General features: G+C 59.8%; 2 protein-coding genes. Both read right to left on the bottom strand.

What is annotated here, in order from left to right; all coding sequences use genetic code 11:
- Window positions 1–172 precede the first annotated feature (172 nt).
- On the bottom strand, window positions 173–11,881 hold the full coding sequence (locus tag J3U88_RS12630) for an amino acid adenylation domain-containing protein (RefSeq protein ID WP_207859127.1): 11,709 nt from the start codon (window positions 11,879–11,881) through the stop codon (window positions 173–175).
- Between the two features lie 995 nt (window positions 11,882–12,876).
- Window positions 12,877–14,043, bottom strand: a complete 1,167-nt coding sequence (locus tag J3U88_RS12625) for a 6-bladed beta-propeller (protein ID WP_207859126.1) — start codon at window positions 14,041–14,043, stop codon at window positions 12,877–12,879.
- Window positions 14,044–14,338: the final 295 nt, after the last annotated feature.

The raw sequence follows: 14,338 nt of genomic DNA, 5'->3' as shown, positions 1-14,338 counted from the left end.
CTCATTCTCATGTCTTGTGGTGGAGGGCCGCCCATGAACCCACGGCACCGAGACGAGGTTGTTGCTCGGTTCCGCCGCACCTTTCCCGTGAAGTGGAGGTTGCGGAATGGGGTCTTTATTTTGGGATCAGCGTTCGTTTCAAAGGTTCAAAAACGACCTCCGTGGTTGCCGCTCAGACGAGACGGCGGTTTTTTAAGTGTTCCGACAGCGTTTGGATGTTGGGGAAATCAATGAGGCATTGCGGAGGAATCTCCATATCCAGCCGTTTCTCCAAACGGGTCGAAAAGACCATGGCCGAGATGGAATCCAAGCCGTAGTCAGCAAAGTCTTCGTGCGCTTCGATATGATCGATTTTGAGCACGTCGAGCAGGGTCTCGTAGACCAAACGCGAGAGGGGTTCAGGTTCCGAGGGGGACGTGTCCGTTACGTCCGGGGAAGGGCTCGCTTCGTCGGGATACAACAACTGGTACACGCGTTGGATCAGGACGGGATCCTGCTGTTTCAGTTGGTCGAAGGTGACGTAGCGAGTAAGGGTTTCAACCGCCAGTGGTTTGCCGGCTTGTTCCCAGCGGGAAATGCGATCCTCCAGGCTGCCCACGGGTGCCGCGGCGGGGACGGGATCGGCCGACCTGGCCGGCGGTGCGGGGCTGACGACTTTGGCTGCCGGCAAAGAGGGGGTGCCTTGGGGGCGCGCGGCTTTTTGCAGATCGCGGCTGACGCCGTAGAACCAGGCGGGCGCGGCGGCGTTGAGGTGGGGCGCATCGATAAACGCGGGCAGCACGTGGTGTTTGTCGGGCACCAGCATGGCCTGTTCGAAGAACTGCCGTCCCTCCTCGTTGGTGAACGAGGAAAGGCCGACCTGGGCCAGGTTCTTCTCTACCAAGGCGAACTCTTCCGCGCTCATGCGTTTGGCCACCCCGGTTTCGTTCCAGTCGACCCAGGTAATCGCGCGGAACCAAGGCCGCTTGTGGTGATGGTGCCAAGCGCTGTAGAAATCGAGGAAGGCGTTGGCCATGGCGTACTCACTGATGCCGCGCGCCAGCAAGGGCACGAAGCTGGTCAGCGAGGAGAAGGAAACGAAGAAATCGAGTTCGCCCGCGAATTGTTGGGCCAGGGCGACCATGCCGTCGACCTTGGGTTGGAAAATGCGGTTCATGTCTTCAATATCGCGGGTGACAAACGCTGAGTTGGTGAGGTCGGCGTAAACACCGGCGCTGTGAACCACGCCTTTGACCGGTCCGTGTTGGCGGGTTACCCGCTGGAAAAAGCGCGCCATTTCGTCCGTCGCGGTAAGCGGGCCGGTGTAGATTTCCAAATGGTCGAGCTGTTGCGCCAAATCCTGTAACGGCGCAAGCCGCGCGTGTTGGGCGTGCTGCTCGCGAATCAGGGCCGGCCAATGGGCCCGCTCCGGCAGCGGGGTGACACCCATCAGCACCAGGCGACGCGCACCGCGTGCCACCAGGTAACGGGCGATTTCCAAACCAATCCCGCTGGTGCCGCCGCTGACGACGTAGAGGCCGTCACGGGAGATGGGGAACTGTTGCGCGACCTCGGCGCGTTCCACGCGCGGGGGTTCGCTGAGGACCAAGGTCGGCACGTAGCGAATGCCGCGCCGGTAACAAATTTCGGTTTCTTCCAGCGGTACGCGACATTCGCGCAGGATCATGTTCTCAAAGGCGCGTGGGTCGGCGAACAAGGCGTTGTCGATGTCGATGCAGCGGGCGTTGATGTGGCGGTACTCGGCCGAAAGCATTTTGACCAAACCCGCGAACCGGGCGCCGGCCAGACTCATGCGCGCCGCGCGGAAGTGTTGGAGGCCGTTGGTGACGTACGCGATTTGGGTCGGGGTAAAGGCGCCGACCAGCACTTGGTAGAAGGCGATTTTGCCCAAGCCGGCCGGCGCGGTGTCGCGCGGTTCGGCGGTAAGGTCGCTCAGATCGAGCACCAGTTCGATGGGTTGCTGTTCGGAAAGCAGGCGTTCGGCGGCGGCGCGACCCGATGCGCTGTTCTCGGTATCGAAGGGGTAGGCCGCCGAATCGCTGCCGTCGCGGCCCGCGAAGACGACGCCGGAAGCGCGCTGGAACAGGCGTTTGGCGAGACGGTAGGAATCGGGATTGACGATGATGAGGATCCCGCCGCCGATGTGCGCCTGTTCTTCGGGGACCTGTTTGACCTTCCAAACTTTTTCCAACATTTTGGGCTCGCGAGTGGCCACGCGTTGGTAAACGGCGGCTTGACCGCGGCGGGCGACGTGCTCGGCGAGGGCGAGGCGGAAGGCGGTCGCGTAACCGCCCGGGATCCCGCCGTTCAATGCGGCCGGGGCGGTGAGGAAGGAGAAAAAGGCGAGCGGCGCGTCGGCGGTCAAACGTTGCAGGTCCATCAAGAGGTTGCATGCGGCCCGTTCGGCACGTCGTCTTCCCGTGGAGGGCAAGGCGCCTTGGTCGTCGGTCGCCGCCAAGTCCAGCACGCCGTGGATGGGGCCGACCTCTTGTTTAATGCGGGTGTAGGTGTCGCGCAACGGGGTAGCGCCGTCGGCGGCGTAGCGGTGAACGGTCGCCCCACAGGTTTTCAGCGCCGTATAGCAGCGTTCGCGGGCGGGTTGCCACGCGCCGCGGAATAAAAAGACCAGGGTCGGCTGGTAGCGTGTCGCCAGTTGCTGCAGCAGCGCCTTGTCTTCCTCGAAGCGGCCCGTGATCAGCCAGGTAGCGCCTTGCTTGAAGGGAAGCTCCGTCGCCGTGACCGGGGTCGTTTGGGTACGGCGCACCAGACGTTGGCCCGCTTGGTGGCGGATGATCCGGGGTTCGCCGGGCCGTTGCGAGGCGCCCGCGACCCATTCGGCCAGCAAGCGTTGCCCGGCCGTGACCTCGCCCCCGTCGGCCAAGCCGATCAGGGTCCACTGATGGCGCGGGTTCTCTTGCATGGCGGCTTGCATGATGCCGGCGAGCGCTTCGCAATCGGGCGAGGGCGCGCCTTCGTAGAGGTAAAAAACCTGAACCTCGCGGTACCAGGCACGTTCCTGAAGCTGTTCGATTAACGTGCTGACATGGGTTGCCGCGGCGGGGCAGAAGGTTTCGCGATCCGTCGGGGGCGGACCCAAAAACAGAATCACATCGGATTGGCCGATGCCGTTGGCCACGTGGCGCACCGACAGGGTCTCCAACAGCAGGGGTCGGTCCAAGTCGGCGGCTTCTTCCAAATTGTAAAGCAGGGCGACCAGTTCATCGCGGCGGGGTTCTTCGTCGTAAATCACGGTCACGGCGCTGCCGGCCTGCTCCTGGAGCCTGGCCCGCCACGGGATATCCTCGGGCAGGGGTTCGTCCTGCCAATGGGTGGTCACCCGTTGGTGGCACATGCCGTTAGCGGCACCGGCCGGAAGCGACGTTGGGCCGGATTGGCCGCGCGGTTTCGTTGGTTTGGCCGGTTGCGGTGGCTGGGGTGCCGTGCGTGGTTCCGGCAGCCGCGCCGCCGGCGTTTCACGACGCGTGGCCGGCTTGGGTGACGTCGCTGCCACGATCTGCCCGCTTTCGCGATCCGCGCCAATCCAGTAGCGCTCCCGTGCAAAGGGATAACCTGGCAAACTGATGCGCCGCGGCAGCCGGCTTTGGTCGGCGTAGAGCCGGTTCCAGTCGAACGGCAAGCCACGTACCCAGAGCTGGATCAGTTGGGCAAACTTCTTCTTGGTGATCCAGGCGTCAATCGCACCACGCATGTCTTCGTCCGACATAAAAATGCTCAGCGCGTCGCGAAACGCTTTGATGCGAGCGTGGAACAGGCCGCCCGGTTGTTTGGCCAAAAAGCCCGCCAAGCGGTCGCGCAGGTCTTCCAGCGAGGTCGCCGTGAACGCCAGCCGCTCTTCCATCGGCTCGCGGCCCACTTGGAGGGTGTAGGCGATGTTGGCAAGCAGGCCGGGATCGCGGTCCTTCAGCGCCAAGGCCGACAGCGTGAAGCGGTGCAGGTTTTCGGCGGATTCCCGCAGCCGCGTTTCGTTTTTGGCCGACAGCACGATCAGGACCTGGTCCGAGGTCGGCGCCGGCGCGGCTGGTTTGGCCACGTATTCTTCCAACACCACGTGGGCGTTCACGCCGCCGATGCCGAAGGAACTGACGCCCGCGACCCGCGGCAAGTGTCGGCCGGTCTCGTCCCGGCGAGCGGGCCATTCGCGTGTTTCCTGCACAATAAAAAACGGGCTGTTTTCCAATTCGATGTAGGGGTTGATCGCCTCGCAGTGCAGGCTTTTGGCCAGGGTGCGGTGTTTGAGCTGAAGGATGGTTTTGACCAGGCCCGCGATACCCGCGGCCATCTCTGAATGACCGATGTTGGACTTCACCGCGCCGAGCCCGCAATAGGGCTGAACGGATTCGGCCGCGCCCAAGTCGCGAAACGCGGTTTTCAGGCCTTCGATTTCGATGGGATCACCGAGATGGGTGCCGGTGCCGTGGGTTTCGATGTAACCAACGCGCGAAGGCGCCATGCCCGCCCGCGCGTAGGCCTGGGTCAGCAAGGCCGCCTGTGCCTTGGGGTTGGGGGCGGTGAAGGAATTGGCGCGACCGCCGTGGTTCTCGGCGCTGCCGCGGATGACCGCGTAAATCGGGTTGCCGTCGCGTTCGGCATCGGCCAGCGGTTTGAGCAGCAGCATTGCGGCGCCTTCGCCGCGAACAAAACCGTTGGCATTGGCGGAAAAGGCCTTGCAGCGACCGTCCTCACACAACATGCCCGCGCGGCTGAAGCTGATGTGGCCGTCGGGGGTGGGCACGGTGTTGACCCCGCCCGCGAACGCCATGCGGCAGCGACCCTCGCGAATGGCGGTCACGGCTTTGTGGACCGCGACCAGCGAGGAGGAACAGCCGGTGTTTATCGGTTCACTCGGGCCGTGCAGGTCCATGAAAAAACTCATGCGGTTTGGGCCGCCGAAGGGGAACAGACCCAGGAAGGCGTAGTCTTCCACGTCCGCGGTGCCGCGCATCAAACTTGCGTAACCGGTATCGCCGGTGCCGACGAAAATACCGGTATCGCTGCCCGCGAGGCTTTGGGCGTTGTGACCCGCGTCTTCCATCGCCAGCCAGACATGGGTCATCAACAAGCGGTTTTGGGGATCCATCGATTCGGCTTCGCGCGGTGAGATCCCGAAGAAGAGCGGGTCAAATTCGGCCACGCCGTCGAGGAAACCACCCCAGTGCACGCGGGTTTTGGTTCGGTCCTCGCGCGGGTCGCCGTCAATGGCGCGCCAGTCCCAGCGGTCGGCCGGAATTTCGCTGATGCAGTCCACGCCGTCGCGCAGGTTCTCCCAGAAGGCATCGAGATCGCGGGCACCGGGAAAACTGCCGCTCATGCCGACGACGGCGATGGGCGTGTCGGCCGCGATTGGGCCGGAAATCGCCGCCGGCGCGGGCTTGGCTTGGCTTGTAACCACGCGCGGTGGGGCGGGGCTTGCGACGACCGGTTCCGGTGAAAGCTTTAAGGCTTTGCCGAGCGCGTCGGCGTATTGGCTGACGAGGTAGTTGGTAAAGCGTTCGATGCTGGGGTTTTGGAACAGGGCCGTGGGTTTGAGGTCCAGCCCATAATCCGCGTTCAGCCTGTTCGTGAACTGGATCAGGGTGACCGAATCAAAACCAAAATCGTTGAATTCGCTGACCGGGTCCAGGTCCGCGACGTCCACCATCAATAAATTGGAGATGATGGTTTTGAGCAGCTCGGCGACCGGCTCCTTCAAAGGGGTGCCGGTTAGGATGGGTGCCGGTTGCGGTTCGGGTTGGGACCGCGGCGCGGGACGCTGTTCCACCACTGTGCCCGGTTGTTGCGCCGGCGCGGTTTCCGGGATCCAAAAGCGCTTGCGTGCAAAAGCGTATCCCGGCGCATGGATGCGTCGTGGTTGGGCGTCGCCGTAAAGCAGAGCCCATTCCATCGCCACGCCTTTGAGCCAGAGCTCGGCAATTTTGGGGAGGCGCCCTTTTTGGAGCCAGCCTTGCAGCAAGGCGCGGGCGTCTTCATCGTTGTCAAACAGGCGTTGTTCCTTGCGTTGCACACTGCCGGTCATGATTTTTTTGTTTGCGCGACCTTCGAGGAAATCCTGCAACAGCTTGCTGAGTTCCGTCGTGTTTCGCGCGAGGAACACGGCGCGTTGGTGCATGGCGACACGGCCGACCTGCAGGGTGAAGGCCAGGTTGCGCGCTGCCGTGGTCGGCTCGCGTTGGAGGAACGCCGCCAGATGGGCAACCATGTCGCGCAGGCGTTCCGGGTCGCGGGCGGAGAGCGGGAACAGCAGCGGTTCGTCGCCGCGGGCCTCGGTCGCGGGTGGGTCGACCGCCTCGAACAAGGCATGGACGTTGGTGCCGCCCAGCGAATAATGGTTTTGGGCCGCGCGGCGGCGGCCGTGGTTTTCGGGCCAGGCGGTTGGCTTGGTTGCGATGAAGAAGGGCGAATCGGCCAGGGCCACATCCGGCGCCGCTTGGTTGTAATTGATTTGCGGCGGCAAGGTGCCCTGGTGCAGGGCCAACACCACCTTGATCATGCCCGCGAGGCCGCCCGCGGTGTCGAGGTTGCCGATGTTGGGTTTCACCGAACCCAAGGCACAGCGCTTTTTCCCCGCGGCCGCGTAGGCCTCGTTGAGCGCGGCCACTTCAATCGCATCGCCCGAGGGCGTGCCCGTGCCGTGCGCTTCCACGTAACCAATGCTCTGGGGATCGATCCCCGTTTGTTCGAGGACCGCGCGCGCCGCGGCGGCTTGACCGGTTACGCCCGGCGCGTGGAAGCCGGCTTTGTCGTTGCCGTCGTTGTTGATGCTGATACCGCGCAGCAAGGCGTAGATCGGGTCGCCGTCGGCCACCGCCTCGCGCGCCTTTTTGAGCACCACCACGCACACGCCCTCGCCCTCCACCATGCCCGACGCGTCCGCGTCAAAGCTTCGGCAACGGCCGTCGGCGGACAGGTTGAGGTCGGGTTCGTGCAGGTAACCGACACGGGAGAACGCGAACAAACCGGCGCCGCCGACCAAGGCGGTTTTGGCTTCGCCCGCGAGCAGGCTTTGCGCGGCCAGTTTGACCCCGACCAGCGAGGACGAGCAAAGCGATTGCACGAACAGGCTCGGCCCTTTGAGGCCGAGGTGGTAAGAGATTGTGTTGGCGACCATGCCGCCTTGGGCGTGGAGACCGGCCGGATGGCCGTCCGCGCCTTGGAGCTGGTGGGCGGCCAGGCCCAGTGGCTGTTGGTAGAAGTTGGTTGCCGCCGACATGAAGACGCCGGTTTCGGGGACATCGCCGACCGCGTAACCCGCATCTTCCAGCGCCCACCAAGAATGGAGCAGGAGCAGCCGCGTCTGCGGGTCCATGTTCAAGGCGGTGCGCGGCGAAATGTTGAAAAAGGCCGGGTCAAAGCCATCTTTGCCGCTGATGGTGCGTTGGGCCGGGACAAAGTTGGGGTTGGCGCGCAGCTCGGCGTCCACGCCCGCCGCGGCCAATTCTTCCGGGGAAAGCAGGCGCATGCTCTCCACGCCCTCCACCAGGTTCTGCCAGTACTGACGATGGTCGTCGGCGCCCGGGACCTGGCAGGAAATGCCGATGACGGCGAGGCTGTCGGCGGGAACCTCGGCGACGCCGGCTTTTTGGCAGGCCGCCGTGCGCTTCGCCGGGGACGTCGGTTTTTTGGCTTCGCCGGTAACCGCCGCGCGGTCGAGGCGACCTTGGTTGTCCAACGGCAGCTCGGTTTGGAAGATAAAGCGGCCGGGGATGCGGTCGTGGGGCAGCCGTTCGCTCAAATGGTATTTGAGGTGCGGCAGTTTTTCCTGCCAAACCACGCTGAAACCGGGGAAGTTGGCGCCGTCCAGTTCCAGGGTTTCGTCCTGTTGCCACGTCAGTTCGTGGGGCGGTTCGCCCGCGGTGGCGCCCTTGGGTTGGGCGTAGATTTCAAAGCGACCGTGCTCGTGGGGATGTTCCCAGTGGACCGTGGTGGTCACGCCGTCGCCGTTGCCCTGCTGGAGCACGTCGTAAGGGTCAATGCCTTTTTCGTTGTCGGGCGTGGCGTCGATGCGCGCCAAGGCCGCTTGCAAGGTGGCTTCGCCGTGATCGTCGGCGGTCCAGTCGAGGATGGCTTGTTCGCGCCACAGCCGGCGATTGGGGACATCCGTCAGCCAGAGGGCTTCGTTGCCGCCGGCGACCAACTCGCGGGTTTCCGCCGCCGATTCTCCGCGCCAGGGTTGCTCGCGCGGGGTTGCGCCTTCGACACGGGGTTCGTCCAGGTAGAGGAAGGTGTCGAAGCGGTACTTCATGAATTCGTTGTGGAAGCGGCCTTTTTTCGGACAGATGCGCACCTGTTTGACGCGCGGCAGGGTGCGCGTCAGGTTTTTGAAGTACAGCGGATCGATGACCAGTTCTTTTTCAAGGCGCACGCGGTCGGCCAACAAGCGTGCGAATTTGGCGCGCGTGGTTTTGGCCGGACATTGGTGGGCGAGAACCGCCGCATGGAAGGATTTGAGCAGGCGCAGGTCGCGCACGTCGCCGATAAAGATGCGTGCCCCGTGGGGCAAGCGTTCCGTCAGGGTGCGGATTAGGTCGGTCAGGTAATCAATGCCGGGGAAGTACTGAATCACCGAATGGATCATCACCGTGTCGACGGCTTCGACCGAGACCGCGTCCAAATCCGAGGCGTCGCACCGCACACAGGTCACCTTGTCGCGGTAGGTTTTGTTTTTGAGTGAGTTGTGGATGTGGTCCACCGCGTTTTGAGACAGGTCGGTGGCGTAGTAGTGTTCGACGCGGTCGGCGAGGTTAAACAACAACATGCCGCTGCCGCACCCGATTTCCAGCATTTTGCGGGGCTGGTGCGCCATCACGTGCCCCACCGCGAGATCGACACATTCGCGGATCTCTTCCTCCGGGATTTGATCGCCGGAATCGCTGGTGACGTAACCAATGGCGTTCAAAACCTCGTCGGAACTTTCCTCGCCGCCGAGGATGGGTGCGTAGTTTTGTTCCCAAATGGGAATCCAGTTTTTGAGCAGCTCTTCCGTGTCTTGGTCGGCCTTTTGAAAGCGGAACCAGTCAAAGTTGGGGCGCACGTAGGCGACCAAGCTCTGTTTGCCGCGGTTTTGCCGCGAAAAAACCACGCTCTGTCGCACCGCGGGGTGGGCGTTGAGCGCGGCTTCCACGTCGCTGTAGGCGTGTTGCTCCGTCGGTTCTTGCGGCGGCGTGGCTGACGCGCCCTTGGGGGGCTCGGCGACAGGTGTCGCCCGCGGGGACGGGTCCGCGATGTGGGCCGACAGGGCGGCAATGCTCGCGTGTTTGAACAGGGTCGTCGTGGTCAGCGCACAGCCAAAGGTTTGGTTGATGCGTTCGATCAGGGTGATCGCCAGCAGCGAGTTCCCGCCCGCCTCGAAGAAGCCGTCGTCGACCGAAAGGTCCATGATGCCCAACAGCTCTTCCCAGATCTCCAACATCTGTTCTTCTACCTCGGAGCGGGGCAGGCTGATTTTTTTGGGGCGGCTTTTTTGGACGGCTCGGCTCGCCAGTTGCTTGCGGTCCAATTTACCGTTGGCCGTCAGCGGCAAGGCGGCCAAGGGGACCAGCGCGGCGGGTACCATGAAATCCGGCAGGCGCGCGGCCAGCGTTTCTTTGATCGACGCGAGCAGGGCCGCGCGACCCGTCCACGGGGTTTTTGGTTCCGAGGGCGCTTTCTGCTTCTTCGCCGGTGTGCGGGTGGCGTAAAGGTTGTAAATTTGGGTGTTTTGGAAGGAATCGTCCTGTTCGACCACCACGTGGAAGCCCTGTCCCTCCAGCAGCTCTTGCACCGAGCGGGCACGGTTGTCGATATCGTGGACCTCGATCACCACTTGTTGAATTTTGGGCCAGTCCTCCGCCTTGATGCCGTCGAGTACCTTTTGCTCCATTTTTTCGACGTCGACCTTCAACAAATCAATGCGCGTGATGTCCGTCTCGGCGATGACCTCGGACAGGGTGCTGATGCGGCATCGCACCTCGCGGGTTTCCAGGCGGGCGCGTAACATGCTGTCCACATCTTCTTGACGGGCCGCGCTTTCACCGGGTTCACCGGCAAGGTAGGCGCGCACCACGTCCAACTCTTCCTCCACGTCGGCGTGGGCGCCGGAGAGAATGGTGACGTTGGGGTAGTAGGTAAAGGTTTCATAGCCGGACTGGTCGGCGATGCCGCGCGCGTAGGTCTGGACCTTGTCGCCGTAAATGTGGGTGTTGCGCGCCAACACCTCGTAGACCTCGGGCATGGGTTCAAAGGCGGTGACCCGTGCATCGCGTTCAGCCATGCAAAGTGAAAACAGGCCGATATTGGCGCCGACATCAAACACCTGATCGCCGGGGTTGACCACCAACCCGTGTTTGAGGTAACCCTCGCCTTCGTAGATTTCGCGGTAGAGGAACTCGGTTTCACCGGGGTTGAGGTGGAACACGTCCATGCCGTTGGGCAGGGTGGTCGTGCGGTGGTCCTCGTGTTTGTCTGCCGCTTCCAGGGCCAGCCGCCGTTGGACCGGGCCGGCATGCTGGGCGTCCGGTGCGAACCAGGCCACGATGCGCTGTTCGCCGCGTTCGTCCGCTTGGACCACCGCGGCGCAGGCACCGACGCCCGGGTGTTCGGACAAAACCGCCTCGATTTCACCCAGTTCAATGCGGTTCCCGCGCAATTTAATTTGATGATCGATGCGGCCCAAATAGGCAAGCGAACCGTCCGGGAGGAATCGCGCGCGGTCACCGGTGCGGTAAAGGCGCGCGCCAGGTGTCTCGGAAAAAGGATCGGGTTGGAAGCGGTCCGCGGTGAGATCGCCACGGTTGCAATAACCGCGCGCCAAGCCGACACCGGCAAGACACAATTCACCTGCTTCGCCGTGGGGGACCGGGTTCAAGGCGGCATCGACCACATACAGGTGCATGTTGGCGATGGCCCGTCCAATGGGCACCTCGCTCATTCCCGGCCGGCAAGGTTGGTAGGACACATCGATGGCGGCCTCGGTTGGGCCGTAAAGGTTGTGCAGTTCGCATTGGCCGAACGTGTCAAAGAAACGGCGCGTATGGGCGACGGTCAGGGCCTCGCCGCTGCAAAACACCTGCTTGAGTGAGGTACAGCGTGTTACACCCTCGATGCCGAGAAAGGCATTTAACATGGACGGTACAAAGTGCAGGGTGGTGATTGACTCGCGCACGATCAGGTCGCGCAGATGGTAGGGATCCTTGTGTTTCTCCGGCGCGACCAGCACCAAACGGGCGCCGGTGATCAGGGGCCAGAAGAACTCCCAACCCGACACGTCAAAACTAAAGGGCGTTTTCTGGAGGACGCGATCCTCGGATGTCAGGCCGTATTGGTCCGCCATCCAAAGAATGCGGTTGGCGAGGGCGCGGTGTTCCAGCAGTACGCCTTTGGGCCGTCCCGTGCTGCCCGATGTATATAAGATGTAGGCAAGTTGGTCGGGATGCGGTGCGGGGGGTGGTGTTTCGGGTGGGTTCGTTTGGCACAGGGTCTCCCAATCGCGGTCGAGACTGAGCAGCGCAGCCGTGTCACCGACCAAGGGCGCCAAGGATTCCTCAAAACGTGCGAGGGTGAGCACTTGGGAAACGCCGCTGTCTTCCAGCATGAACTGCAACCGTTGCGCGGGGTAATTTGGTTCGAGCGGGACATAGGCGCCGCCGGCCCGCAAAATCGCCAAAAGCCCGATGACCATTTCAAAAGAGCGGGTGAGGCAAAGCCCGACCGGTTGATCGGGACCGACGCCCTGTTGCCGCAGGTGGTCGGCCAGCTGAGCGACGCGCCGGTTCAGCTGGGCATAGGTAAGCTGTTGCGTCTCAAAAACAAGGGCGACGGCATCCGGTGTTTTCTCGGCCTGTTCTTCGATAAGCTGATGAATACAGGGCGTTTCGGGACGAATCACATGGGCGTCCTTTCATTTGATGCGTGGCGGTTGATCCGCGAGAAGGGATGGGGAAAAAGCCTTTCGCTTTTCCTTGCTTCGATGAAAATTGCAGGATTTTCGTAGAGGACGAATATTACATAGCTGTGAGTTTAGAGCAAGTCTTTATGAGATTTTCTTAAATAATGTTTAATTGGAGTTATCCTTTTGTCCGCGTGTTTTCCGGCAAAAGGTCCGCGGGACCCTTGTGAATTTGGTGGTGATTGGGTCTCTCGCTTCTTTTTGCCGGCTGTCGTTTGAGGTGACAGGAAGGTGCTTGGTTTTACATAAGTGGTTTTTTTGCAGATTGTTGCGTTTGCGTTCTTGATGATGGCGATATCACAGATGCAAAACTCAAGGCCAAAACAGAAGCTGTGTCTGTTGACCCCTCCCACGTTTGGCTCAGGGGGCTTATCCTCCATAGTGCCCGCGCTTAAGTTAGGTTGTGGTGTTGGTGGAGATTGAGTTTCTATGCTTTTGTGTTAAATAGTGAGCAATATCAAGACGGCCCTTATTATTTTTCGATGGATGCCATTTAGAAATAGATTATCTGGAACGGTCGGCTCCTGAAAGCGTGGTCTTCGAGGCGAAACCCTAACAACACCCGAGCGCGTTGCCCCAAAAGCTCGAACTCCCGCAAGCAGGGGTGGTGCGCACTCCTGGCTTTAGCCAAAAACTCTCGCTCCTATCGCGCTTCTTAGGTTGAAGTCTCATTTCTGTTTCACGCTGAAAGGTTTGGTGGTTGGCCATTGTTGCAGAAAGCCTGGCTCTAGATAAGTAAACAAGGCAAACATTGATGCATAGGAGAAAAACTATAAAGATCAATGCGCTCTTTTTCATTTTGCTTTCCTTCATGGTGCCTGGCAACTTATTCACCGCGGCATTGACTGAGACGGTTTTTAAGCTAGGGTTGTGTCTGAGATAAAGGCGGTTTGGGCGTCCTGTTGTGGTTGTGTTGCTGTGTAAAAAGAGGCTGTCTATAAGGTGTCCCAGAAGTTTTTACGTAGTTTGAAAAAGACAAGTATTTGGTTTGCTAAATCTCCCAGTTTCATATTGGAAAAGATGTGATAGTTGTCCTTGAATTCAGAAAAACGCACTGGATCACCGATTACCCCAACCAGATGTTGGGAGGTGGATCCAGATACATAGTCAATGCTTAAGTGGTCACGGGATGTACCATCTAGATCACGCAGAACAGTTTGTCGCAGTAGTGCGCCCTTTTTTGTTTTTAAGTTAATTAAGCGGAATCGATTGACGGCATCATCGCCGCTCCGGCGTCGTTCATGCATAATTAGATTACCTGAAAAAGATCTAAGTGACTGAAAGTGCCAAAGGTTTTTGATTACCGCTTTCCTGTTAGCTTCGTTAAAAGAATCACCTTTCCAAGCATCGGTAAACACCTGGTTTTGTGTACCGAATTTTGATGTGGTTAATTTTGATTGTTTAAAAACGTTCAAGGATAATGAATAGGCGTCTGTAAAGAAAAGTGAATCCCCCGCCGCGGTGATGGTGGTCGGTGCCGCAAACATGTAAGTTTGAAGCCGTTTATCTTGTGTTCCTAAAGTTCCTGCTGGGTTTAATTGATGGTCGAAGACAAGAAAGCCAGGGTTTTTTGAACCATTGCCTTTTCCAAATTTGAAATACAGGAAATCGCGGTGGGCAAATAGTTCTAGACCGTATGGCCCAAGGACAATTTCACTTAAAATCTCCCCTTGATCAGAGAATTTTAGCAGTCTGTTATCCGCAAGAAAGAACACATCGCCGACATGATTCACCGCAAAATCAAGTAATGTTCGGTATTCTCCAGGTCCAGAACCCTTGGTTCCAATTCTGTTCAAAAACCGGCCTTCGTTCGAAAAAACAAAGACAGATCCCGTTGCGTCATAGTCGCCGACATATATTTTGCCAGAAGGTTCATGAACAATGACTTTGCTTATCTCTCCCAGGATCGATGCCGGAATCGTTTCTAGTTTCACCGCACGTTCAATCGCAAAAGCATCTTCAAACATCTTTGCCTTGCTTTGGGTGAAATGGATAGACGAAAGTGGCTGTGAAGTATCGTTTCCTTTTTGGGGAATTTGATGTGTTTGGGTGTTACAGGTTGTCAATGCAAGTGCCAGTAATATATGGAGTGATAACCTCATGATGAATTCCTAAGAGATCGGGCGATGTCTTGCAGATAGGGTAGGGTAGAATTTTTTATCCCCGCTGCAAGTTGTTTGCTTTAATAGAATGAGCGAGAGGGTTGTACCTAAGAAACGCGATAACTGCCGGTGATTTTGGCTAAACCTCTGGGCTGCAACGGCCTGTAAAAACACTCACCGCACCCATAGGGTGCGCGTCGTGCGCGACCCCGGCCCGCTTTTTTCAAACCATTTCGCTCCAGATCTTCAGCCAAAATCCCTCACTCTTATCGTGCTTCTTAGGTTTAATAGTATG

Source organism: Acanthopleuribacter pedis (genome assembly GCF_017377855.1).
GTDB classification, from domain to species: domain Bacteria; phylum Acidobacteriota; class Holophagae; order Acanthopleuribacterales; family Acanthopleuribacteraceae; genus Acanthopleuribacter; species Acanthopleuribacter pedis.
This window is presented reverse-complemented; position numbering and strand designations above follow the sequence as displayed.